Below are 23,337 nucleotides of genomic sequence, written 5' to 3' on the forward strand. Positions count from 1 at the left end.
GTCAGCCGACCCGGTTGCCGTCCCCGGTGACGATCATGCCGCTGTCGTGGCTCCCCAGCACCACCCGGGAGAGCATCGCGGCCACCTCCCGCCGCAACAGCGGGTCCGACCGGAACTCCTCGATGATCGCGCCCCGCAACGCGGCCCGGCCGGACTCGTCGTCGGGCTTGGCGCCGGCCACCCGGCCGATCACCTGGTGGGCCCGCGCGTCTCCCCGTCCGAAGACCCGCTGCAGGATGCGCGAGCCGCGGGCCACCTCGGTGTCCGCGGCCAGCTCGCTGGTCTTGGCCAGCACGCCGGTGCCGTAGGCGTCGATCGCCGCCGTGACGAAGGGCATGACGTCGTCCGCAGTGTCCATGAGACCCTCCCATAGGTCCTTATGGAATGACGAGATCGTAGCTCTCTCAGCTCCTGCGGCGAGGGCATACCCTTGCGACTGTGCCTGCCTCGTACCTGACCTTGAAGACCGTCGTCGAGCACGAGACGGAGGCGCGGCGCTCGCGCTTCATCTGCGCCCTGGCCCCGGCACGCACCGTCGAGGAGGCCGCCGCCTTCATCGCCGGGCGCCGCCGCGAGCATCCCGCCGCCACCCACAACTGCACGGCGTACGTGATCGGCGAGCGCATCCAGAAGGGCGACGACGACGGCGAGCCCGGCGGCACCGCGGGCACGCCCATGGTGCAGGCGCTGGTGGGCAGGGGGTTCAGCGACGTGGTGGCGGTGGTGACGCGCTACTTCGGCGGCACCCTGCTGGGGGCGGGCGGGCTGGTGCGCGCCTACGGCTCCGCGGTGACCGAGACGCTCGACCGGGCCGAGCCCGTGCGCATGGTCCCGGCCAAGCTGGTGCGCGTGGCGGTCGCGCACGACCAGGCCGGGCGGGTGGAGAACGACCTGCGGGCCTCCCGGCACGCGGTGCGCGAGGTGACGTACGCGGGCGAGGTCACGTTCGACGTCGCGGTGGGCGACGACGAGGTGCCCGCGTTCGCCGACTGGGTGGCCACGCTGACGGCCGGCCGGGCCCGCGTGGAGCTCGGCGACGACCTCCACGTGCCCGCCTGAGTCAGCCCTCCAGGGCGTACTGCATGACGCGGAACTTCGCCTGCGCCTCGGCCAGCTCGGCCGCCGGGTCGGAGTCGCCCATGATCCCGCCGCCCGCGAACAGCCGCGCCCGCCGCCCCTGCACCTGCCCGGAACGCAGCGCGATGCCCCACTCGCCGTCGCCGTTGGCGTCGATCCAGCCCACGGGGCCGGCGTAGCCGGCGCGGTTCATGCCCTCCAGCTCGCGGATGACCTGGATCGCCGTCTTCGTCGGGGTGCCGCCGACGGCCGCCGTCGGGTGCATGGCCGCCACCACGTCCAGCACCGACGCCCCGTCGGCCAGCCGGCCGGTGACGTGGCTGGCCAGGTGCTGCACGTTCGGCAGCACGAGCAGCTCGGGCTCGTCGGGCGTGGTCAGCGAGGAGCACAGCGGCGACAGCGTCTGGCGTACGGAGGCGATCGCGCACTCGTGCTCGTGCCGGTCCTTCGCCGAGGCGAGCAGCGCCGCCCCGCGCGCCAGGTCGTCGGCCGGGCCGGTGCCGCGCGCGGTCGTGCCGGCCAGCACCAGCGACTCGATCTCCTGCCCCGTGCGCCGGATCAGCAGCTCCGGCGTCGCGCCGACCAGCCCCGCCACCGAAAACGTGTAGCACTCGGGGTAGCGGGCGGCCAGCCTGGACAGCAGCAGCCGCACGTCGATCGGCCGCTCGGCGGTGGCGACCAGGTCGCGGGCCAGCACCACCTTCTCCAGCTCGCCCTCGCGGATGCGCCGCGCGGCACGCGCCACGACGTGCTCCCACTCGGGCGCGGTCAGGCTGCCGTCGCCGTAGCTGATCCTGCCCGGGTCGCGGACCGGGGTGAACGTCTCCAGCGGCGCGTCGCCGATCGTGGTCAGCCAGGCGTGGCCGTCGCGGCGGGCGAGCACGGCCCGCGGGACCACCAGGACGGAGCCGTGGGCGTCCTCGTCGAAGGTGAAGCTGCCGAAGGCGACCGCGCCGGACCCAGGGGTGCGCACGTCGTCGTGCACCTGCGCGTCCCCGAGCACGGAGGCCAGCCACCGGCGGGCCCAGGCGAACCTGCCGGGCCCCGGCGGCACGGCCACCCGGGCGGCCTCTCCCCAGCCGACGAGGCCCTCGCCGTTCCTGATCCACGCGTAGGGGGCCGTACGGGGGAGGGATGCCAGCAGGTCACCGGGGTCGCCAACAGGGGTGGTGCGAACCGGCAGCGGGCGGGTTGTTCCGAGCGCGACACTCACCCAAGACACTCTATGCGGGAACTGAACACGTTCGACTCGGACCCCCGTGAATGCGCGGTTACGGGCAAAGAACCCAGAAAAAACCGGATGCCAAGGAGTATTCAGACGGACCATATCCAGTCCGGTCTGTCAAGCGGCGATATGAAGTCGGTCCTGAACTGGCAGACCTTGCCGCGAGGTCATGGTGGGCCGCTGATCGGCTCCCTAACTTGGAGCTCATGATCGCTCGCCTGGGGCCCGTCCTGGCCGCCGCCGTCGTGCTCACCACTTCGGGCACGCTCCCCGCGCACGCCGCCGCTCCGCCCGTTCGCGCGGCGCGGAACGCCCAGCCCGTGCCCGGCGTCATGGCCGCGCTCGGGGACTCCATCTCCACCGGCTTCAACGCCTGCGGCTGGTACGTCTCCTGCACCGCCCGCTCCTGGTCCACCGGCGACAGCGGCGAGGTCAGCAGCCACTACTCCCGCCTCACCGAGCTGTCTGGAACGCTCCACAAGCACAACCTCACCTTCGCCGCTCCCGGCGCCACCAGCGCCGACCTGCTCGGGCAGATGAGGAAGGCGATCGCGGCCAAGGCCGACTACGTGACGATTCTCATAGGCGCCCAGGACGCCTGCACCCGTACCGAGCAGTCGATGACCCCCGTCGCCACCTACCGGCAGCGCCTGGACGCGGCGCTGGCCGAGCTGCGCTCCGGCATGCCCGGAGCCAGGGTGCTCTTCGCCAGCGTCCCCGACGTGCGGCGGTTGTGGCAGGTCGGCAAGGGCAACGCGCTGGCCCGCACGTTCTGGGGGACCGGCCGTATCTGCCAGTCCATGCTGGCCGCCCCCACCTCGACCCGGCGCGCCGACGACCAGCGCCGCGCCAGGGTGCGGGCCCGCGTGCAGGCCTACAACCGCGCCGCCGCCGGAGCCTGCGCCGCCTACGGCCGCAACTGCCGCACCGACGGGGGAGCGGTGTTCTCCTACCCGTTCACCCTCGACCACGTCAGTAAGTGGGACTACTTCCACCCCAACACCGCCGGGCAGCGGGTGCTGGCCGAGCGCACCTACGCGCGCGGCTTCACCTGGCTCGACCCCCGCTAGCGGCACTGCGCGAGCATGGTCTTCCTGTCGGCGGAGGTGACCGGGATGTCGTACTTGAGCGCCACCTGGGCCCACCGGGTGACGTAGGCGCACCGCACGGCCCGCCGGGGCGGCAGCCAGCTCGCCGGCCCCGAGGCGTCCTTCTGCTCGTTGGCCGCGCCGTCCACGGGCAGCAGGTTGAGCGGGTCGTTGGCGAAGTCCAGCCGCTTGGACATCGGCCAGCGCGGCGCGCCCATCCGCCACCCGTAGTTCAGCGGCACCACGTGGTCGACCTGCACCTCGTCGGCGTTGTCCTTGTGCCAGTGGATCAGCCGGCCGGTGTAGGGGTCGGTCAGCTCCATCGACACGACCTCGCAGCTCGACCCGGCTCTGAACTGCACGTTCTGCCCGTCGCGGGCCAGCAGGTCGTCACGGGTGCGGCAGCCGTTGCGCGCGTACGGCACCCCGGTCGCGCTGTCGGCCCAGTTCTCCCCGTACCGGGTGCGCGCGTAGCCGGTGTTGGGGCCGAGCCCCTTCACCCGCAGCCGCTTGATGAGCCCCCGCGCCTCGGCCTTCTCGGCGTCGGAGATGATGGGTGCCAGACCCGGCAGAGTGCCGCTGATGTTGCCCAGAGGGCCGGCGGCCGTGGCAGGCGGGGTCTTGGCGCTGCCGATGAAGGAAACGACGATGATGGCTCCGGCGAGGACCGCGACCGCGTCCTTGGTGCTCAAGCACGCCTCCATGAGCTCCAGGTTGTCTAGAGAAATTCCCGGTATCGCCTGTTCTGACACGGGGAGGGTTGTGTGACTGATCGTCCCGTCGATCCGGACGTCGACCTGCACGTGCCGGCGCAGCGGGCCGAGCTGCACTGGCCGGTGATCGCCGCGATCGCGGCGGGCGGCGCGATCGGCGCCCTGGCCAGGTACGGCGCGCAGACCGCGCTGCCGAACGGCCCCGCGGACTTCCCGTGGGCGACGTTCCTGGTCAACGTGTCGGGCTGCCTGCTCATCGGGGTGCTCATGGTGGTGATCACCGAGGTGCGGACGGCCCACCGGCTGACGCGGCCGTTCCTGGGCGTGGGGGTGCTGGGCGGGTACACGACGTTCTCGACGTACGTGGTGGACGCGCAGCGGGCGGTCGCCGCGGGCGCGCCGGTGACGGGGCTGGTCTACCTGGCCGTCACGATGCTCGCGGCGCTCGCGGCGGTGGTGGCGGGCATGTGGCTGACCCGGCGCGTCGCCGCCGCCGTGACGGGGGCGGGCACGCGGTGACGGTGCTGCTCATCGTGCTGGGGGCGGCGGTGGGGGCGCCCCTGCGCTACCTGGCGGACCGGGCCGTCCAGGCGCGCCACGACACCGTGTTCCCCTGGGGCACGCTGGCGGTCAACGTCGCCGGGTCGGCGCTGCTGGGTTTCCTGGCCGCACTGCCGGTCGAGGGTGCGGTGTGGGCGCTGGCGGGTACAGGATTCTGCGGGGCGCTGACGACGTACTCGACCCTGGGGTACGAGACGGTGCGGCTGGTGGAGGAGGGCGCCCGCTTCCACGCGGTCGCCAACGCGGTGGCGAGCGTGGTGGCGGGGCTGGGCGCGGCCTACTGCGGGGCGGCGCTGGCCCAGGCAGTATGATCGCCGGCGGGAGGGGACGACACGTGAGCCATGTGTTAGCGCGGCTGTCGGGGCACGGAGTGACCCTGGTGCCCTGGTGGCCCTACGGCTTCGAGCGCTCCGCCGACGCCCCCGGCGTCGTCACCGTCATCCAGGGCGCGGGCGAGGCGACGCGCACGGCGGCGGTCGACGTGACCGACGCCCGCACCGTGGAGCACGTCGTCGAGGTGCTGCCCGGCCCCGGCGAGAAGGTCTGGCGGATCGAGACCTTGCACTACTCGGTCATCTGGCCGGACGACTTCGCCATCGAGTCCTCGCCGACCGGCGACTCCACCCCCTTCTACCTGTGGGGGCCGGACGAGTCGCTCATCTACCCGCAGGGCCCGCTGGCCCGCGACCGCATCCCGCCGCTCGTCGAGCTGGCGGGGCCCGGCCAGACCATGCTGTCCCAGCGGCAGGACCCCGGGCTGGAGTCGGTGGACCTCGCCTACCGGCACGAAGGGGAGAGCTGGCGCCAGTCCCACCACCTGGTGCCCTTCGGCGGCGGTCACGCGCTCGTCATCACCGCCCAGGCGCTCGCGGCCCACGCCGAGCTGACCTGGCGGGCCGCCCAGGCCGTCGCCCGCAGCGTGACGGCGCTGCTCTAGCGGGAGGCCGCCGCCGCGGGCATCCTCCGGAGCCCGCGATGGAACGGAATGTCACGCCCCCTGGGAAAGGGAGGCGTGATGGTCGCTGAGGTCTGGTCCGCCGGCGACGCCTACGAGGCGTACGTCGGCCGGTGGAGCCGCCGTGTCGCGAAGGGCTTCGTGCGCGGGCTGGGCGTGCCCGGCGGCGCGCGCTGGCTGGACGCGGGGTGCGGCACGGGAGCTCTGACCGCGGCGATCCTCGAGGTGGCGCAGCCCGCCGAGGTCCTCGGCGTGGACACCTCGGAGGGGTTCCTGGCCGGCGCCCGGGCCCGCGTCACCGACTCCCGCGCCGGCTTCCGCGGCGGCGACATGCGGGCGCTGCCCGTGCCGGCCGGCCGGTTCGACGCCGTGGTCAGCGGGCTGGCGCTCAACTTCGTCCCCGACCCGGGGCTCGCCGTGGCCGAGCAGGTCAGGGTCGCCGCGCGGGGCGGCACCGTCGCCGCCTACGTGTGGGACTACGCGGGCGGGATGGCGATGATCCGGCACTTCTGGGACGCCGCCATCGCGCTCGACCCGGCCGCGGCCGGCCTGGACGAGGCACGCCGGTTCCCGCTGTGCCGGCCCGACGGCCTGCGCGCCCTGTGGACGCGGGCCGGGCTCGACGGCGTGACCGTCCGGGCCATCCGGACGGTCACCGCGTTCTCCGGGTACGACGACTACTGGCGGCCGTTCCTCGGTGGCCAGGGACCGGCGCCCGGGTACGTCGCGTCCCTCAGCGAGGAACACCGGCGTGCCCTGCGGGAGTCGTTGCGCGCCCGCCTGCCCGCCGCTCCGGACGGCTCCATCCCGTTGACGGCCGGAGCGTGGGCCGTCCGTGGCACCGTCCGTCACTCAACACACAGAGAGAGATCATCGCCATGAACGAAGCACGACTCATGGAGTTCCTCGGCAAGTTCGTCAACGACGTCGGCGCCACCATGGCGGCCGGCAGCGTCGTGATCGGCGACAGGCTCGGCCTCTACCGGGCACTGGCCGAGAAGCCGCAACTGCCGCAGGAGCTGGCCGACCGCACGGGCACGGCCCCGCGTTACGTCGAGGAGTGGCTGCGCGTGCAGGCTGCCGGCGGCTACGTCGAGTACGACGCCGCGTCGGGCCGCTACTCCCTGTCCGAGGAGCAGGCGTACGCGCTCACCGACCCGGACGGTCCGGTGCTGGGCGGCTTCCAGCTCGCCCTCGGCGCGCTGAAGGCGGAGCCGCGGATCACCGAGGCGTTCCGCACGGGGAAGGGGGTCGGCTGGCACGAGCACGACGCGGACGTGTTCTCCGGCTGCGAGCGCTTCTTCCGGTTCGGGTACACCGCCAACCTCGTCAGCGCCTGGCTGCCCGCGCTCGAGGGCGTGGAAGGCGGGCTGCGCGCCGGGATCCGGGTCGCCGACATCGGATGCGGGCACGGCGCGTCCACCACGCTCATGGCGCGGGCCTTCCCGGCCTCGGAGTTCGTCGGGTGGGACTACCACGGGGCCTCCGTCGAGCACGCCCGCGAGCGGGCGGAGGCCCTCGGGCTCGGCGACCGGGTCGAGTTCCGGGTGGGCAGCGCGCAGAACTTCGGCGGCGGGCCGTACGACCTGGTGACCACGTTCGACGCGCTGCACGACATGGGGGACCCGCTCGGCGCGGCGCGGCAGGTGCGCGGCCGGCTTTCCGACGACGGCACCTGGATGATCGTCGAGCCCGCGGCGGGGCGGTCGCTGAGCGAGAACATGAACCCGGTGGGCCGCGCCTACTACGCGTTCTCGACGTTCCTGTGCGTGCCCAACGCGCTGTCCCAGGAGGGCGGCTACGCCCTCGGCGCCCAGGCAGGAGAGGAGCCGGTGCGGCGGCTGACGGCCGAGGCCGGGTTCAGCCGGTTCCGCCGGGTGGCGGAGACCCCGTTCAACATCGTCTACGAGGCGCGGCCATGAGGAGTTAATGTGTAAGTAAGTAATCATCTGGAGGACTCCATGGCGGACCCCCTCGACGCCTACTCCCAGGTCGTGTCGTCCGTGGCGGCCGAGCTGCTGCCGAAGGTGGCGAGCGTGCGGACCCGCGAGGGCAGCGGATCCGCGGTGGTGTTCACCGCCGACGGGTTCCTGCTGACGAACGCGCACGTGCTCGGCTCCGCCCGGTCGGGCACCGTGGCGTTCGCCGACGGCTCGTCCGGCGACTTCCAGGTGATCGGGCGGGACCCGCTGTCGGACCTGGCCGTGGTCAGGGCGCAGGCGGCCACGCCGCCGCCCGCCGAGCTGGGCGACAGCGACGGCCTCGTGGTCGGGCAGCTCGTCGTGGCCGTGGGGAACCCGCTCGGGCTGACCGGGTCGGTCACGGCCGGAGTGGTGTCCGGGCTCGGGCGGTCGCTGCCGGCGCGCAGCGGCTCCAGCATGCGGCTGATCGAGGACGTCATCCAGACCGACGCGGCGCTCAACCCCGGCAACTCCGGCGGGGCGCTGGCCGACTCCCGGGCGCGGGTGGTCGGGATCAACACGGCGGTGGCCGGGATCGGGGTGGGCCTGGCCGTGCCGATGAACGGCACGACCCGCTCCATCATCGCGGCCCTGATCAGGGACGGCCGGGTCCGCCGGGCGTTCCTCGGGCTGGTGACCTCGCCGGCGCCGCTGCCCGAGGAGCTGCGGCGCCGCACCGGGCAGAGCGGGGCGCTGCGCGTGGTCGAGGTGGTGCCCGGCTCGCCCGCGCACCGGGCCGGGCTGCGCGCCGGCGACCTGGTGCTCAGCGCCGGGCGCAACCCGGTGGGTGACGCGCAGAGCCTGCAGCGGCTGATGTTCGCCGAGGCGATCGGGCGGCCGCTGCCCATCACCGTCCATCGCAACGGCGCGCTCGTGGACGTCATCGCCGAGCCGGTGGAGCTCACCGGCACGGGGGTGTGACGGCTCCCCGCTGCCGGGTCCCTAGGGGCACGGCGGCTCGGGCGCGGCGGCCGGGCGGGCCTTGGCGTCGCGGCGGGCCAGCAGATCGGCCAGCAACGCGTCCCACTGCCGGCCGATGACGTCCACGTCGTACGTGCGGGCCGTCTCCAGCGCCCGCGCGGCCAGACCGCGGCGCAGCGGCTCGTCCTCGATGACCCTGATGATCGACTCGGCGAGGTTGGCATTGGTGCGCGGCTTGACCAGCAGCCCGTCCGCCTCGTGCGTGATCATTTCCTTGGGCCCGTGCGGGCTGTTGAAGCTGACGATGGCCAGCCCCTTGGCCATCGCCTCCAGGATCGTCATGGGGAAGCCCTCGTGCCGCGAGCTGAGCACGTAGATGGACGCCTTCTCCAGCTCCGCGCCCACGTCGGTGGTCGGCCCCGGCAGCTCGACCTTGCCCTCGAGCCCCGCCTCGGCGATCTGCCGGCGCAGGTTGTCCTCCTGCGGCCCGGCGCCGTAGATGCGCAGCTTCCAGTCGGGGTGCGCGGCGGCGACCGTCTCCCAGGCGGTGACCAGCCGGTGGAAGCCCTTGATCCGGGTCATCCTGCCGACCGCCACGGCCACCTTGCTGTCGAGCTTGGACACCTCGCCCGTCATCGGCGGCACGGCGTTGGGGATGCGCGCCAGCTTGCGCGGCTTCTTCGGCAGCGTCTCGCGGTAGTCGCGCAGGTCGGCCTTGGTGAGGGTGACCAGCGCGTCCAGGCGGCGGTACCGCCACTTGATCAGCTCCTGGACGGGCTCCGGCTGCGTGCGCAGGGCCACGTGCTCCTGCCCGATCGTGATCACGCCGGGCGGGGCTAACTGGGCCATCGCCAGGTTGAGCCCCGGGCGGGTGGCCATCAGCACGCCGGTGTCGAGTGAGCGGATGAAGCGGGCCAGCCTGAGGTCGGTCCACAGGTTGAAGCGGTGGTAGGCCGACTCCTCCTTCGGGATGAGCCTGCTCGGCATCTTCGACAACATCGCGCGGACGGGGTCGTGCCCCGGGTTGAGCCGGTCGTCCAGGAAGCGGAACTTCACGCGCGGGTCGATGGGGAAGAACGGCTCCTCCGCCTCCTTCAGAATGCTGACGATCTCCACGTCGTGCCGCTCGGCCAGATAACTGGCCAGGTTGAACACGGTCCTGATCGTCCCGCCCATCCCGTACGCGTGCAGGAGCAGGATGCTCACCCGCTGCGTCGAGGGCGGCGGCGCGCTGCTCGCCTTGCGCCGGTTGTATCCCCGATAGAGCCGCCGCATCGCCGACTTGCCCTTGCGTGCCAGTGCGCGCACCTGAGAAATCCCCCTTAGTCGCGGAAGCAGTCCCAACACACGTGGCCGGTGGTGAGAACGGTTACCTCACCACCGGCCCAACATCTCTCCGTCGGCGGAGTGCACTCTGTTCATCCCCGATGCACTTTCCCCACCTATGATCTTTAGACGCCATAAAGGTCATTAAGGTTGCATGCGCGGTCTGTGCCGGGGATCGGGAGTATGCGGCGGACGCTCGGCCAGCAGCTCCAGCGCGACGTCGATGGCCCGCTCGAGCTGCGTGTCCACGCCTCTGGCGTAATCCTGCGGGGTGATGTCCACCTCGATGTCGGGATCGGTGCCGTAGTTCTCCACCTGCCAGCCCACATCGTCGAAGGCGAAGGAGAACTCCGGCTGCGTGGTCACCGTCCCGTCGGCCAGCGTGTGCCGCGGCCAGATGCCGATCACGCCGCCCCACGTGCGCCTGCCGACCAGCGGGCCCAGCCTCAGCAGCTTGAAGGTGTGGCTGAAGATGTCGCCGTCGGAGCCCGCCCACTCGTTCGTGACCGCCACCAGCGGGCCGCGCGGCGACTCCGGCGGGTACGGCTCCGGGTCGCCCCACCGCGGGTAGTCGTAGCCGAGCCGCCGCCTGGCCAGCTTCTGCAGCAGCAGCGACGAGACGTGGCCGCCGCCGTTGAAACGCACGTCCACGATGAGCGCGTGCCGGTCGTACTCGGACAGGAAGCCCCGGTGGAACTCCCCGAACCCGTCGGGCCCCATGTCCGGCACGTGCAGGTAGCCGATCCGGCCGCCGGAGCGCTGGTGGCACTGGGCGCGGTTGAGGTTCACCCAGTCGCGGTAACGGGCGGGCTGCTCGTCGGCCAGGGCCCGCACGGTGACGGTGAAGACACGCTCCTCGCGCCGCAGCGTCAGCTCGACCTCCTCGCCGGCCTGGTTGACCAGGCGCTCGTTCGGGGTGGCGGTCGCCGCTCCGATCGGGGCGCCGTTGATGGCCAGGACGGCGTCGCCCGTACGCACGTCCAGCCCGACCCGGTTGAGCGGCGAGGTGGCGTCCGGGTCCCACGGGTCGCCCGTCACGACGGCGGCGATGTGGTAGACGCCGTCGCGCAGCCGCCAGTCCACGCCGAGCTTGCCCTGGCTGTAGTCCGGGCCGGGGCGGTACTCGCCGCCGCTCTCGTACGCGTGGCTGGTGGCCAGCTCGCCGTGCAGCTCCCACAGCAGGTCGGAGAACTCGCCCCGGGTCGTCACCCGCTCCACCAGCGGCCGGTACCGGTCGTACACGGCCGGCCAGTCCACGCCCGCCATGTCCTCGGTCCAGAAGTTCTCCCGCTGCAGCCGCCACGCCTCCCTGAACATCTGCCGCCACTCGGCCTCCGGGCAGACCGACACCTTGATGCGCGACAGGTCGACCCAGCCGCTCTGCCGCCCGGGCGTCTCCTCCTCGCCCGGCACCTCGCCCGCCTTCACCACGCGCAGCCGGCCACCCGCCCGGTACAGCAGCGTCCTGTGGTCGCGTCCCAGCTCGAACGCGCTCACCCCGTCGGCGAACGTCTCGCTCTCGCCCTTGGCGAAGTCGAACAGGTGCAGCGTGTCGTCCCCGTGCAGCGGGCTGGTCAGGATCAGCGCCTTGTCCTTCAGCCCCGCCACCTGCTCGTAGCGGCCCTCCGGCAGCGGGAACGCGGTGACCCTGCGGGCCAGGCCGTCCACGTCCACGCGCAGCGGCTCCTCGTCCCCCTCCTCCTCCTCGTCCTCGTCGTCGTCCTTCTCCTCCAGGGGGCGGGGCCGGGGCACGAACGGGTCCGGCACGTCCGCGCGCAGCGTCACCGCGTACGGGCGGGTGCCCAGCGGGAAACCCAGGTCGAACTGGAGCTGGTCGTAGACGGGGGAGAAGGCGCGCTGGCCGATGAAGTACAGATACCTGCCCAGGGGGTCGAAGGCCGGCATCGAGTCCTTGAGCACCGGCTCGCTGGCCTGCGCCGACCGGCCCGTCTCCGGGCGGTACAGCTTGATCGCGGTGGTCTGGGCGTTGAGGGGGCTCGCGTACGCCAGCCACAGGCCGTCGTGCGACCAGGCGGGATCCTCGGGCGGCCCGTGCGGGTTCGCCTCCACCAGCTCCGAGCGCCCGGTCTCCAGGTCGAGCAGGTGCAGCTCGTGGCGGTGGTTGACGACCGCGATCCGGTCGTGGGCGGGGTCGGGCACCAGCTCGTTGATCCGGCCCAGCCGGGCCACCTCGGTGCCGGGGCCGCCCTCGCCGCCCTCCAGCACGACCAGCTTCTCCTCGTCGCCGTCGTCGCTGGCGGCCGCGATGAGCCGCACGCCGTCGTTCAGCCAGGTCAGGAAGCGGTAGCGGACGCCGTCGGGGGAGCCGTGCTGGCGTACCGGGCCCTCCCAGTTCGCCATCGCGTACGCCTTGCCGCGCGCCGTGATCGCCAGCGCGCTGCCGTCGGGGCTGAGCGTGGCGCTGTCGAGGTAGTCGGCCGCCTCGACGAACCTGCGGTTGCGCTGCGTCCTGGAGCTGGCCAGCCGCACGTCCAGCCGGCGCGCCCGCTCGCCCGGCTCCAGCAGGTAGAGGTCCGCGCCCGCGTGGTAGACCAGCCGGTGGCCGTCGCCGGACAGGTTGCGCGCGTAGTAGTCGTCGTGGTGGGTGTGCTTGCGCAGGTCCTGGCCGTCTGGGGTGCACGAGTAGACGTTGCCGACGCCCTCGTGGTCGGAGATGAAGCACACCCGGTCGTCACACCAGGACGGCGAGGCCAGATTGCCCGGCAGCCTGATCAGCCGCCTGAACTCGCCGTCGCCGCTCGGGTCGATCCACAGGTCGCCGACGGTGCCGCCGCGGTAACGCTTCCACCGCGCCGGGTCCGCCGTGTTGCGGCCCAGCACGATCATGTTCTGCGGTCCGTACGCGATCGAGTTCGCCGGCCCGTACGGCAGCCGCTCCGGCACCCCGCCCGGCGCCACCCGGTGCAGCCACTTGCGGCCCTCGAACGGCTGGGACTGGTCGCTGGCGTACAGGATGCGGCCCTCCGGGTCCCATCCGGTCACCGTGCAGCGGGCGCCGTGGAAGGTCACCCTGCGGGCCGCGCCGCCGCCGGACGGCATCACGTACACCTCTTCGGGGCCCTCCTCGCGCCCGACGAACGCGAGCTGGTCGCCACGCGGCGAGATGCGCGGATAACCGGCCTCGGCCTGGCCGGCGGTCAGCCGGAAGGCCCGCCCGCCGTGTGCGGAGACCATCCACAGGTCGTCCTCGGCGGCGAAGACCACCACGTCCTGGAAGACGGCGGGGAAGCGCAGGTATGCCGACATGGCAGCTCCACTGGTCGATCGGACAGCCGGGGCGCTTGGCGGGCCGCGGCCGTCCGATCACATCACCGTCGGGCGGCCGATGCCTCAGCTCTCGTCGGTGGTCTTCCGGCCTTCCCGCTTCGTCTCCTTGGCCTGCCTGCTGGTCTTGATGGCCTGCTTCTTGGACTTGCCGGACTTGGAAGCGGGTTTCTTCTTCGTGTCAGCCATCGAAAATCCCCCCTGTAACGGATGAGATGCACCTGATTGGTACACCAAGCCACTTAATACCCATTCAGCGGAGAAATCCGACATACCGCCACTATCATCCCGAAGTGGCGGTTCATCTGAGTTGCCGGTCACCCGCCGGCTCTGACCACCACACGCCCTCGCCGTGCGACAAGCCGGGCAGGCGCCGCTCTACCTCATGGACCATCGCCGCCGGGATCTCGCCCTCCAGCACCCAGCCCTCGCCGTCCCTGCGCGCCTCCCGCAGCTCCCCGCCCAGCCCGGCCAGTTGCGCCGTGACCGGGCCGAACGCGTCCAGCGGCACCTCCGCCTCGAAGCGGTGGCACGGCTCGTACACGACCGTGCCCGCCCGGCGCAGCGCCCGCGCCAGCACCACCCGGGCGCGCCCGCGGAAGTCGGCCGCCACGGTCACCGGCGAGGAGTAACCGGTCCTGGTCAGCGTCACCAGCACGTCGGTCACCGGCCAGCCGCGCGGCCCCTCGCGCAGGGCCAGGCGCACGCTCTCCTCGATCGCCCGGTGGAAGGCGGCCGGCAACGACCCGAGATCGACCTCCAGCCGGTAGGCGATCCCCGACCCCCTGGGGGCGGGCTCGACCCGCAACCCGACGGTGGCCATGAAGTCGTTGCGGCCCTGCCGCTGGATCTCCTCGGCCGCCTCACCGGTGCCCGCCGGGCGTTCGAAGTACACCGGGCGGCTCGGCTCGAAGCCCGCCTCCACGCCGAAGTCCCTGGCCAGGGTCTCGCCGATGACCTCCTTCTGCACCTCGCCGTAGAGCAGGACCGAGGTGTCGCCGCCGGGCAGGGTGCGGGTGCCGATCAGCGGGTCCTGCTCGGCCAGCGCGAGGAGCGCGGCGTGCAGGCGTGGCTCCTGGCCGGGGACCCGCGGGCGGACCACGGTCTCGAGGCCGGGCGGGGTGAAGTACGCCTGTCCCGCCGGCCCCGGCTCACCCAGGTGATCGCCGACCCGGATCTCCGGCACGCCCCACAATCTGACGATGTCACCGGCCACGGCGTGGGCCTCGCCGGCGGCGCCGGCGACCGACAGCGCGGTCAGGCGGGCCTCGTACCCATGGCCGGCATCCCCGCTCCCGCCGCTGTGCGTGGTCGCGCCGCCGTGCCCGCTCCCGCCGCCTCGTGTCCCCGCGCCGTCGCTCGGACGGAGACCGTCAGCACCGCTGTGCCGTTGCCCGCGGTAGAAGGTCAGCGGTTCCCGCACCCGCAGGGTTCCGGACCGGATCCGCGCATAGGCCACCTTCTCCCCGGAGGCGGCCCGCTCGATGGCGAACACCGTGCCCGTCGCCGGCCCCTCCTCCGCCACCCGCGGCACGGCGGGGAAGAGCTCGGCGATGCCGTCGAGCAGCTCGGGCAGCCCTTGCCCGGTGATCGCCGAGCCGAACAGCACCGGAAACGCCACACCGTCGCCGCACTGCCGTGCCAGCGCCGCGCGTACCGTCCCCTGATCGGGGGCCTTGCCGTCGACGAGCAGCTCCAGCAGCTCGTCGTCCCGCTCCGCCAGCACCTCGGCGGCCTCGTACGGGCCGGCGACGGGCCGGGTGACGGCCGCCCGGCCGCCGAGGCCGTCAACGGTGTTGAGCGGGACGCACGACGGCGAGAGCCGGCGCCGGATGTCGGCGAGCAGGTCCTGTTCCCGCGCCCCCGCCCGGTCGATCTTGTTCACGAAGATCAGGGTGGGCAGGCGCAACCTGCGCAGGGTCCGCATCAGGACCCGGGTGTGCGGCTGCACCCCTTCGACGGCCGACAGCACCAGCACGGCGCCGTCCAGGACGCCGAGCGCGCGCTCGACCTCGGCCACGAAGTCGGCGTGGCCGGGGGTGTCCACCAGGTTGACCCGCAGGTCGCCCAGGGCGAAGGAGGCCACGGCGGTGCGGATGGTGATGCCGCGGCGGCGTTCGATCTCGCCACTGTCGGTCTGGGTGTTGCCCGCGTCCACGCTGCCGAGCCGGTCGATGACGCCGGTCTCGAACAGGAGCCGCTCAGTGAGGCTGGTCTTTCCCGCGTCTACGTGCGCGAGGATGCCGATGTTCAGGACGTGCTTGATCAAGGAGCCCTCGGGAAACTCTCGTGCCGATGTCGTGCTGGGAGATTCCGAGGCGGCGCCGCATCCCAAGCTCCTTGATCGTGGTCCGACACTGCCCGGCCATCCTGCCACCGCCCCACACGGCCCGGCCACCGAATTTCCGCCCAGCGGGTCGCCGCGACCCGCACGGGTGAACGGCGCCGCGCCACCCCAGGCCCGCACGGCGGTCACTCCTGCTGGGACGACGCGCCGCGCCGTCCGGAAACCCAGCGCTCGACGGGGCCCCGCCGGCTCGGTGCAGCCCCGCGAGCTCAGAGGAGGCGGAGCTGCTCGGGCTCGGGTGGCGAGGGGCGCTGGGGCGGGAGGCGGCGGGCCATGGCGGGGGTGGCGCGGCCGACTCCGTGGCGTTCGGCGAGGTCCTTGATCATGGCGGTGACCCGCTGCTGGTACGGCTTCGGCGCGTACGCCCCCCGCCCGTACAGCTCCAGGTAGCGCGGCACCAGGCGCGGGTGCTCGCGCGACAGCCAGCCCAGCCACCACTCCCGCGCTCCAGGCCGCAGGTGCAGCACGATGGGGGAGATGTGGGTGGCGCCGGATTCGGCGATCTCCCTGACCGTGCGGTCGAGCTGTGCGGGGGAATCGGTGAGATAGGGCAGGACGGGCGCCATCAGGACGCCGCAGGCGATGCCGTTGTCGTTGAGGGTCGCGCAGGTCTCGAGGCGGCGGCGCGGGTTGGGGGTGCCGGGCTCGACGGCGCGCCACAGCTCCTCGTCGACGAACCCCACCGAGAGGTTGGCGCCGACGTCCGCGACGTCGGCGGCCTCGGTGAGCAGGTCGAGGTCGCGCAGGATCAGGGTGCCCTTGGTGAGGATGGAGAACGGGTTGGCGGCGTCGCGCAGCGCGGTCAGGATGCCGCGCATCAGCTTGTAGCGGCCCTCCGCGCGCTGGTAACAGTCGACGTTGGTGCCCATGGCCACGTGGTGGCCGCCCCAGCGGGGCGAGGCGAGCTCCTTGCGGGCCAGCTCGGCGGCGTTGACCTTGACGACGATTTTGGAGTCGAAGTCCGCACCGGCATCGAGGTCAAGATATTCATGTGTTTTTCTGGCGAAGCAGTAAACGCAGCGGTGGCCGCAGCCCCGGTAGGGGTTGATCGTGTAGTCGAACGGGACGCGGCTGGCGCCGGGCACCCGGTTGATGATGGATCTGGCCCGGATCTCGTAGAAGGTCATCCCCTTGAACTCGGGCGTGTCGAACGTGCGGGTGACCGCGCCGCGGGCGAAGAGCGGCTCGGTCGGATCGGCCCGGCCTGGCGCGGTCAGGCGGAGGTTGTCCCAGCGCATGCCATGATTAGAACAGTCGTTCGAGCTTGATCGCAAACCGAAAAGAGGTGGCAATTAAGTGGTCAGCCGGGGGCTAATGATCTTCATGGTTGGGCAGGAAGACGCCACAGAGCTTGCGTTCGGGAGGTACCTATGGCCTGGTCGCAGGACGAGGAGCGGATGCTGGCCCAGATCGAGCAGCACCTCGTCGATGACGATCCGCGACTCGTCGCTCGGCTCGAGTCGTTCAACGAGCGGGTTCGTCGCAGCGAGGCGAGGTCGAGCGGGGAGCGCGTGCCCAGACCCCGGCCGCGCCGCACGACGGTCATCATCCTGATCAGCTGGCTTCTCATCGCCACCCTGGTCGCCACGCTCCTGATCATGCTTCTCCGCCACGAGGCCGCCGCCGCCCTGGCTCTGGCCCTGGCCTTCTGACTCGCCGCACCGCCCTTCCGACCCTGCGCCGCTCCTCCCGGCAGTGCGCAGGGTCGTGTCGTGCGGCCTGAGCCCGCCGCGGGGCCACGACAACGCATCGGGGTCAGCGGCGCAGGGCGGTCTCCCGCTCCATGCGCGACAGCTTCTCGGGGTTGCGCACGGCGTACAGCCCGGTGATGAGCCCGCCGTCGACATGCACCGCCATGACGGTGTCGAGCTCGCCGTCGCGCCGGACGGCCAGCGCCGGATAGCCGTTGACCTGCACCGGCAGCAGCGACGTCGTGCCGCCGATTCTGGTCAGCACGGCCGCCACGCTGCCGGCCCCCACGATGGGCGCCAGGGCCGCCTGCTTGATCCCGCCTCCGTCCGTCAGCAGGACGACGTCCGGGGCGAGGATGTCGAGCAGGTTCTGCAGGTCCCCGGTCCGGACCGCCCGCTGGAACGCCGCCAGCGCGTCCCGTGACTCGGCGGGGGAGACCGTCTCGCGCGGCCGCCGCGCCGCGACGTGTGAGCGCGCCCGATGGGCGATCTGCCGGACGGCGGCCTGGCTCTTGTCCACGGCCTCGGCGATCTCGTCGTAGTCCAGGTCGAACACCTCGCGCAGGACGAACACCGCCCGCTCGGTCGGCGTGAGCGTCTCCAGCACCAGCAGCATCGCCATCGACACGCTCTCGGCCAGCTCCACGTCCTCCGCCACGTCCGGCGCGGTCAGCAGCGGCTCCGGCAGCCACGGGCCGACGTAGGACTCCTTGCGCCGCCCGAGCGTCCGCAACCGGCCCAGCGCCTGCCGGGTGGTGATCCGCACGAGGTACGCCCGCTGATCCCGCACCTCCGCCAGATCGACGCCCACCCACCGCATCCAGGTCTCCTGCAGCACGTCCTCGGCGTCGGCGGCGGAGCCGAGCATCTCGTAGGCGACGGTGAACAGCAGGTTGCGGTGCGCGACGAACGCCGCGGTGGCGGGATCCGGGTGGCTCGTGCCCTCCGCGTGCTCCCCGGGCTCGAACTCCGGCATGTCGGCCATGGACGGCTCCTGTTCGCTCTCGACTGTCACTTCCACCAGATGCCGGGTCGCGCCGTTTTGTGACAGCGAGCCTAGGGCGCCCCAGCGGCGACCCGCCCGCGTGTGGCGTACGTCACGCGCCCCGCGCTGTCACAAGGGCGGGCCCGCCGGCATCTCCTGGGCGTCCGGCACCGGCCGGGCACGTCGAGATGAGGAACGTGATGAGTGCAGCGCTTGAGATCCTTCGCCGCGACTTCGGCGGCGCCGTCATCGAGCCGGGTGGGGCGGAGTACGAGTCGGCCGCCCGTTCGGTCGTGGCCACGGGCAGCCCCGCCTGCGTGCTGCGGCCCGAGAGCGTCGCGGACGTCCAGGCGGCGGTCGGGTTCGCCGCCGCCACGGGGCTGGTGCTGTCCGTGCGGGGCGGGGGCCACGCCTTCGCGGGGTTCGGCACCAATGACGGCGGCGTCGTGATCGACCTCGGCAGGCTCGCGGACGTGGAGATCGTCGACAAGGAGCGGCACGTCGTGAGGATCGGCGGCGGCGCCACCTGGGGCCAGGTCGCGACCGCCCTGGCCCCGCACGACCTGGCGATCTCCTCGGGCGACACGAGGAGCGTGGGCGTCGGCGGGCTGACGCTGAGCGGCGGCATCGGCTGGAAGGTGCGCAAGCACGGCCTGGCATTGGACCACCTGGTCGCCGCGGAGCTGGTCACGGCCGCGGGAGAGGTCGTGCGCGCGAGCGCGGGGGAGGACCCGGAGCTGTTCTGGGCGATCCGCGGCGGCGGTGGCAACTTCGGGATCGTGACGGCCTTCGAGTTCGCGGCGCACCCGACGACGGACGTCTTCCACGGCCGGATCACCTTCCCGCCGCAGGAGGCGGCCACCGTGCTCCAGGGCTGGGCGGATCACCTGCGCGCCGCGCCCGAGGAGCTCACCTCCATCGCGAACCTCGTCAACCCCTTCGCCGGCGGCCCTGAAGGACCGATCGAGATCCTGGTCACCTTCGACGGCGACGCCCCGGAGCTCGCCGCCCGGGCGATCGACCCGATCCGCCGGCTCGGCACGGTGATCGTCGACGACGTCAGGCCGATCCCGTACGCCGACACGCTCGTGGAGGGCGTGACCCCGCCGCCGGGCATCCGGTTCGCGACCAGGAACGCGTTCGTCGGCGAGGGGTCGGTGCCCGCGGTGCTGGCCGTCCTCGCCGAGGCCAGGGCGGCGCAGGGGGCGCCGATCATCTCCGTCCGCAGCGTCGGCGGCGCGGTGTCCCGCGTCCCCGACGACGCCACCGCCTACGCGCACCGCCGGGCGGAGCTGATGGTCGTGACCACCACCGTGGGGCCGCCGCCGGTCGTCGAGGCCGCCCGTCCGGGCCTGGACGCGCTGTGGGGCAGGCTGGCGCCCCACGTCGAGGGCGCGTACGCGAACTTCCTCGCCTCCGCCACCGAGGAGGACGTCGCCGCGATCTACCCGCCGCGGACCCACCGGCGGCTCGCGGCGGTCAAGCTTCGGCTCGACCCCGGCAACCTGTTCGCGCGCAACCACAACGTGCGGCCCCGATAGGGCTCAGCGGACCCGGTCGTAGACGAGGGACAACGTGCCGTGCTCGCCCGCGGCCTGCCTGACGAGCGCCCACTGCCCGGCGGGCAGGCCGTCGTCGAAGAGCCGCGGCCCGCCGCCGAGGAAGACCGGGAAGATCGTGAGCGCCAGCCGGTCGACCTGGTCGGCGGCCAGCAGCGCCTTGATGACGCTCGCGCTGGAGAGCACGAGGATGTCGCCGCCCTCGGCCGCCCTGAGCTCCTCGACCACGTCGGCCGCCGGCCTGTCGGCGATCGTCGTGCGCTCCCACGGCGCCTCTTGCAGGGTGGAGGAGAGCACCACCTTGTCGGCGTCCACGAGCCACTTCGCGAACCCCTCGTCACGCGGGTCGGCGCCCTCCATGCCGATGACGGTGGGCCAGAAGCCGAGGAAGCCCTCGGCGTTCACCCGTCCGAGCAGCGCCGTCGTGGCGGGCTCCCAGAGGCCGGTCAGGTGGTCGCGGGCGACGTCGGTGACCGCGTACGGCATCACCCAGCCCATGTCGGCCGGGTCGTCCGGACGGGCGTAGTGGCCGTCGAGGGACAGGCTCATGTTGGTGACGACCCTGCGGGTGGTCTGCTGCGTCATCTCGTGCTCCTCATGTCGGTGGGGGTGGTGGCCGCGGCCAGGGCGGCCACGAGCTTGTCGAGGCTCTGGCCGAAGCCGAGCTCGATGCCTGCGATGAAGTCGGCGGAGCCGATGGTGCTGTCGGTGACCCGGAAGTCCACGTCGAGGTCCGTGCCGGCGCCGGTGGGCCGCAGGACGAGGTCGACGTGGGCGGTGAAGGCGATCCCGCCGCCGGGGAGCCGCGGGGAGAGCCGGTAGGACAGGCGCTCGCCGGGGTGTGCGAGGTCGACGACTCCCTCCGCGCGCCCGGCGACCACGTCGGAGCCGTCGGCGTCCTCGGCGTCGCGGTACTCGTGGACGATCCGCCCGCCCGGCCGCGCCTCGAACACGAGCTCGGAGACGCGCAGGTCGTCGGGCGTCCACCAGCGGGCGAGCAGCGCGGTCTCGGTCAGGTGACGCCAGGACAGCCCGGGGTCCGCCGCGAGCGACCGGTGGAACGTGAACGACCGGCCGTCGGCCCAGCCCGGCTCCCGCGCCTCCAGCCGCGCGGCGTCGAGGCTGAGCCCGTGGCGCTCGAACACCTCGCCGGGGCCGCCGGGCTGCTCGGCGAGGTCGGCGAGCCGGTTGAGCGCCGCCGCCAGGTCGCGCAGCGCAGCGGACCTGAGCGCGTAGATGCGGCGCTGGCCGGTGCGCCGGGAGACGACGAGACCGGCGCGCTCCAGGGCCTGAAGGTGCTTGGTCGTCTGCGGCTGCCGCGCCCCGGCGAGCTGGGCGAGCACGCCGACCGGGCGGGGCCGCTCGGCCAGCAGGCTGACGAGCCGCCAGCGGGCCGGATCGGCCAGTGCGGTGAGGAGTGCCTCCATGGGCAGAAGTATTCGCCATGGAGAATATTCGTGTCAAGGAATAAGTTGGCCCGAACTCAGTGCAGGCCGCGCTTGCCGGGCGTCCAGAACGGCTTGACCTTGATGGCCTTGCGGGGCCAGTTGCGTTCGCGTACGAGGTAGTCGCGGATCATCTGGCACGTGCGCGCCTCCCCCGCGAGATAGGCGGCCCCGGTGTTGCCGGGCAGCTCCAGGCCGGCCACCGCGGCGAGCAGCGTCCGCGAGGACGCGGCCGGCGCGCCCCGGCGGTGCGCGCGGCGCAACTCGTGCGGGCCGGGCATGGGCGGGTCGTGCTCGGCGGACTCGCTCTCCAGCACCCCGTGCACCCGCGCGTCCTCCCCGAGCGCGCGCACCATCGGGCCGAACGCGGCGCTCGCCGTCTCGTCCCCGGCGAACAGATGGAACGGCGCGTCGTCGCGGGTGAAGAAGTCGCCCTGCGGCCACCAGAACGTCACCGTGTCCCCCGGCGCCGCCTCCTGTGCCCAGCGCAGCCCGATGCCGTCGCCGCCGTACAGGTGCGCGCGCAGCTCCAGCGACCGCCGGTCCTGGCCGAGCTCCCAGATCGTGTACGTCCGCAGCGTCTCGGCCGGACGCAGGATCCCGTAGACCGACAGCGGGTCGTTGATCTGGACGCGGATGTGCTGCCCGGCCCGGTACGGGAACGCGATCGGCGTCTCCGTCGCCAGGCGGATGCGCCGCATGGTGGGCGTGACCAGGCCGGTCTCGGCGACCCGGGCCTCCATGACGTACTTGGCGAAGGCGCTCGCCAAGGGGTTGGGCGCCACGATGCCTCCTTATTAGGGGTAAATTTGCTTAGAGGCATTAAGGAAACATAGATGCCCTAGGATGTCAACGGAACGCGAGAAAGGTGGGCGGATGACCGCGCAGGGTGTCAGCAGGCGCGAACGGGTACGGCAGGCGACGCTGGCGGAGATCCGCGCGGCGGCGCGCAGGCTGCTGATCGAGCAGGGCTCGCAGGCCGTCACGATCAACGCCGTGGCCAGGGAGATGGGCATGAGCGGCCCGGCGCTCTACCACTACTTCGCCGGGCACGAGGAGCTGGTCGGAGCGGTGACGGCCGACTTCTTCCGCGAGCTGACGCAGGCCATGGAGACGGCTCGCGACGCCTGCCCGCCGGGAGAGCACGCCGCGCGGCTGCTGGCGGCCTGCCGGGCGATGCGGAGCTGGGCGGTGTCGCATCGGGCGGAGTTCGGCTGGGTGTTCGCCAGCCCGATCACGGCCGAGCGGCGGCCCGACTCGCCGCGCGAGCTGGCCGGGCGCGACTTCGAGCAGGTCTTCCTGGAGGAGATCGCCGAGCTGTGGGAGCACCGGCCGTTCCCGGTGCCCGATCCGGGTGAGCTGCCCGCGTCCATCAGGGAGCAACTGCGGGCGTACGCGGCCTCCACCGGCATGGGGCTGCCCGTGGAGGCGATCCACGTGTTCATGTCGTGCTGGATCAGGCTGTACGGCCTGCTCTGCATGGAGGTGCTGAACCAGCTCGACTTCGTCTACTCCGACATGGAGCCGGTGTTCGAGGAGTGCCTGCGCGAGATCGCGCCCAGGCTGGGCCTCGACTACGAGACCGCGGCGGGTCCCGCGGTCAGCCCGCCACGTGGACGGTCGGCTCGTGGCGGACCGGGAAGTTGACCGAGTTGGCGATGAAGCACGCCTTGTGGGCGTCGGCGTGCAGGGCCAGGGCCGTCTCGGCCATCTCCTGCGCGGCCACGGTGACCGCCGGGTGCAGCACCACCTCGGTGAAGCGACCGCCGTCCGCCGACTCGGCCATGGTGCCGGTCGCGGTGTCGGTGTACCCGGTGACGACCACGCCGGCCACGGCGCACTTGTGCAGGTACCACAGCATGTGACACTGCGACAGTGAGCCGACCAGGAGCTGTTCGGGGTTCCAGCGCGCCGGGTCGCCGCGGAACGCGGGGTCGGAGCTGCCCCCGATGACCGGCGGGCCCTCGGCCGACAGCTCGTGCTCGCGCCCGAAGTCGCGGTAGCCGCTGGTGCCGGTGCCCTTGTTGCCGGTCCAGGTCACGACGGTCTGGTAGTGGTGCTCGCGGCTCATCGGCGGCCGTCCTCGTTGTCCGTGGCTCTCACCGGCGGGGCGCGCCCCGCCGGTCCTTCTCGTTCGAACGCTATCGAATCCGTCCGTGAAGCCCAGGGGCCGGTGCCGCCAGCTCGCCATCGACGCG

Annotated in this window: 24 protein-coding genes; 11 read left to right on the top strand and 13 right to left on the bottom strand. The window is 72.6% G+C overall.

What is annotated here, in order from left to right; translation table 11 throughout:
• Position 1 precedes the first annotated feature (1 nt).
• Positions 2 to 358: a hypothetical protein gene (locus HD597_RS14545; RefSeq protein WP_253742634.1), complete on the bottom strand. Its 357-nt coding sequence runs from the start codon at positions 356 to 358 to the stop codon at positions 2 to 4.
• A gap of 80 nt (positions 359 to 438) precedes the next feature.
• Here HD597_RS14545 and HD597_RS14550 point away from each other — a divergent pair, with 80 nt between their 5' ends.
• Positions 439 to 1,059, top strand: a complete 621-nt coding sequence (locus HD597_RS14550) for a YigZ family protein (RefSeq protein ID WP_253742636.1) — start codon at positions 439 to 441, stop codon at positions 1,057 to 1,059.
• 1 nt (position 1,060) lies between these two features.
• Here HD597_RS14550 and HD597_RS14555 read toward each other — a convergent pair whose 3' ends face one another.
• Positions 1,061 to 2,290 carry an isochorismate synthase gene (locus HD597_RS14555; protein WP_253742637.1) on the bottom strand — a complete coding sequence of 410 codons (1,230 nt, stop codon included), beginning with the start codon at positions 2,288 to 2,290 and terminating at the stop codon, positions 1,061 to 1,063.
• A 218-nt stretch (positions 2,291 to 2,508) separates the two neighbouring features.
• Between HD597_RS14555 and HD597_RS14560 the strand changes: the two genes are divergently transcribed.
• Positions 2,509 to 3,372, top strand: a complete 864-nt coding sequence (locus HD597_RS14560; RefSeq protein ID WP_253742638.1) for a GDSL-type esterase/lipase family protein — start codon at positions 2,509 to 2,511, stop codon at positions 3,370 to 3,372.
• Here HD597_RS14560 and HD597_RS14565 read toward each other — a convergent pair.
• Positions 3,369 to 4,082, bottom strand: a complete 714-nt coding sequence (locus tag HD597_RS14565; protein WP_253742639.1) for an HNH endonuclease family protein — start codon at positions 4,080 to 4,082, stop codon at positions 3,369 to 3,371. The genes HD597_RS14560 and HD597_RS14565 overlap by 4 nt on opposite strands.
• Before the next feature lie 72 nt (positions 4,083 to 4,154).
• On the opposite strand from HD597_RS14565, the gene HD597_RS14570 reads away from it, so the two are divergent.
• From HD597_RS14570 to HD597_RS14595, 6 genes are all read left to right on the top strand, one after another.
• Entirely contained in the window at positions 4,155 to 4,622 is a 468-nt protein-coding gene (locus HD597_RS14570; RefSeq protein ID WP_253742640.1) for a fluoride efflux transporter FluC, read from the top strand.
• Positions 4,619 to 4,975 carry a fluoride efflux transporter CrcB gene (gene crcB / locus HD597_RS14575; RefSeq protein ID WP_253742641.1) on the top strand — a complete coding sequence of 119 codons (357 nt, stop codon included), beginning with the start codon at positions 4,619 to 4,621 and terminating at the stop codon, positions 4,973 to 4,975. The genes HD597_RS14570 and crcB overlap by 4 nt, the downstream gene beginning before the upstream one ends.
• Positions 4,976 to 4,998: 23 nt before the next feature.
• Positions 4,999 to 5,601, top strand: a complete 603-nt coding sequence (locus HD597_RS14580) for a hypothetical protein (protein ID WP_253742642.1) — start codon at positions 4,999 to 5,001, stop codon at positions 5,599 to 5,601.
• Between the two features lie 78 nt (positions 5,602 to 5,679).
• A complete protein-coding gene (locus HD597_RS14585; RefSeq protein WP_253742644.1) occupies positions 5,680 to 6,501 on the top strand; it encodes a class I SAM-dependent methyltransferase in 822 nt (273 codons plus the stop codon).
• The gene (locus tag HD597_RS14590; RefSeq protein ID WP_253742646.1) at positions 6,498 to 7,541 is read left to right on the top strand and encodes a class I SAM-dependent methyltransferase; all 1,044 of its coding nucleotides are present in this window, start codon (positions 6,498 to 6,500) and stop codon (positions 7,539 to 7,541) included. The genes HD597_RS14585 and HD597_RS14590 overlap by 4 nt, the downstream gene beginning before the upstream one ends.
• Before the next feature lie 39 nt (positions 7,542 to 7,580).
• Positions 7,581 to 8,501 carry a S1C family serine protease gene (locus tag HD597_RS14595; RefSeq protein WP_253742648.1) on the top strand — a complete coding sequence of 307 codons (921 nt, stop codon included), beginning with the start codon at positions 7,581 to 7,583 and terminating at the stop codon, positions 8,499 to 8,501.
• Positions 8,502 to 8,522: 21 nt separating this feature from the next.
• On the opposite strand, the gene HD597_RS14600 is transcribed toward HD597_RS14595, so the two are convergent.
• The 5 genes from HD597_RS14600 to HD597_RS14615 all read right to left on the bottom strand — a co-directional run bounded on the left by HD597_RS14600 (position 8,523) and on the right by HD597_RS14615 (position 16,697).
• Positions 8,523 to 9,809, bottom strand: coding sequence for a glycosyltransferase family 4 protein (locus HD597_RS14600; RefSeq protein ID WP_253742649.1), 1,287 nt, complete (start codon positions 9,807 to 9,809; stop codon positions 8,523 to 8,525).
• 162 nt (positions 9,810 to 9,971) lie between these two features.
• Complete coding sequence (locus HD597_RS14605) at positions 9,972 to 13,094, bottom strand: S41 family peptidase (protein WP_253742651.1); 3,123 nt, start codon at positions 13,092 to 13,094, stop codon at positions 9,972 to 9,974.
• 84 nt (positions 13,095 to 13,178) lie between these two features.
• Complete coding sequence (locus tag HD597_RS64440) at positions 13,179 to 13,301, bottom strand: hypothetical protein (RefSeq protein ID WP_276082910.1); 123 nt, start codon at positions 13,299 to 13,301, stop codon at positions 13,179 to 13,181.
• Positions 13,302 to 13,413: 112 nt separating this feature from the next.
• On the bottom strand, positions 13,414 to 15,381 hold the full coding sequence (locus HD597_RS14610; RefSeq protein WP_253742652.1) for an elongation factor G: 1,968 nt from the start codon (positions 15,379 to 15,381) through the stop codon (positions 13,414 to 13,416).
• A gap of 287 nt (positions 15,382 to 15,668) precedes the next feature.
• Entirely contained in the window at positions 15,669 to 16,697 is a 1,029-nt protein-coding gene (locus HD597_RS14615) for an Rv2578c family radical SAM protein (RefSeq protein ID WP_253742654.1), read from the bottom strand.
• A gap of 132 nt (positions 16,698 to 16,829) precedes the next feature.
• Here HD597_RS14615 and HD597_RS14620 point away from each other — a divergent pair, with 132 nt between their 5' ends.
• Positions 16,830 to 17,111 carry a DUF3040 domain-containing protein gene (locus tag HD597_RS14620; RefSeq protein WP_253742657.1) on the top strand — a complete coding sequence of 94 codons (282 nt, stop codon included), beginning with the start codon at positions 16,830 to 16,832 and terminating at the stop codon, positions 17,109 to 17,111.
• Positions 17,112 to 17,214: 103 nt separating this feature from the next.
• Here the strand turns inward: HD597_RS14620 and HD597_RS14625 are convergent, their stop codons facing one another.
• Positions 17,215 to 18,135, bottom strand: coding sequence for an RNA polymerase sigma-70 factor (locus HD597_RS14625; protein ID WP_372513370.1), 921 nt, complete (start codon positions 18,133 to 18,135; stop codon positions 17,215 to 17,217).
• Between the two features lie 200 nt (positions 18,136 to 18,335).
• On the opposite strand from HD597_RS14625, the gene HD597_RS14630 reads away from it, so the two are divergent.
• Positions 18,336 to 19,676 carry an FAD-binding oxidoreductase gene (locus HD597_RS14630; protein WP_253742658.1) on the top strand — a complete coding sequence of 447 codons (1,341 nt, stop codon included), beginning with the start codon at positions 18,336 to 18,338 and terminating at the stop codon, positions 19,674 to 19,676.
• Between the two features lie 3 nt (positions 19,677 to 19,679).
• Here HD597_RS14630 and HD597_RS14635 read toward each other — a convergent pair whose 3' ends face one another.
• From HD597_RS14635 to HD597_RS14645, 3 genes are read right to left on the bottom strand one after another with little or no spacing between them, the layout of a single operon-like run.
• A complete protein-coding gene (locus HD597_RS14635) occupies positions 19,680 to 20,279 on the bottom strand; it encodes a dihydrofolate reductase family protein (RefSeq protein ID WP_253742659.1) in 600 nt (199 codons plus the stop codon).
• The gene (locus tag HD597_RS14640; protein ID WP_253742660.1) at positions 20,276 to 21,121 is read right to left on the bottom strand and encodes a metalloregulator ArsR/SmtB family transcription factor; all 846 of its coding nucleotides are present in this window, start codon (positions 21,119 to 21,121) and stop codon (positions 20,276 to 20,278) included. Before HD597_RS14640 ends, HD597_RS14635 begins: the two co-directional genes overlap by 4 nt.
• Before the next feature lie 56 nt (positions 21,122 to 21,177).
• Positions 21,178 to 21,924 (bottom strand): siderophore-interacting protein, encoded by a 747-nt coding sequence (locus HD597_RS14645; RefSeq protein WP_253742661.1) that lies wholly within the window; start codon positions 21,922 to 21,924, stop codon positions 21,178 to 21,180.
• Positions 21,925 to 22,015: 91 nt separating this feature from the next.
• On the opposite strand from HD597_RS14645, the gene HD597_RS14650 reads away from it, so the two are divergent.
• Positions 22,016 to 22,786 carry a TetR/AcrR family transcriptional regulator gene (locus HD597_RS14650; RefSeq protein ID WP_253742662.1) on the top strand — a complete coding sequence of 257 codons (771 nt, stop codon included), beginning with the start codon at positions 22,016 to 22,018 and terminating at the stop codon, positions 22,784 to 22,786.
• On the opposite strand, the gene HD597_RS14655 is transcribed toward HD597_RS14650, so the two are convergent.
• Positions 22,740 to 23,210, bottom strand: coding sequence for an OsmC family protein (locus HD597_RS14655; protein WP_253742664.1), 471 nt, complete (start codon positions 23,208 to 23,210; stop codon positions 22,740 to 22,742). The genes HD597_RS14650 and HD597_RS14655 overlap by 47 nt on opposite strands.
• Positions 23,211 to 23,337: the final 127 nt, after the last annotated feature.

It is taken from the genome of Nonomuraea thailandensis (genome assembly GCF_024172165.1).
GTDB classification, from domain to species: domain Bacteria; phylum Actinomycetota; class Actinomycetes; order Streptosporangiales; family Streptosporangiaceae; genus Nonomuraea; species Nonomuraea thailandensis.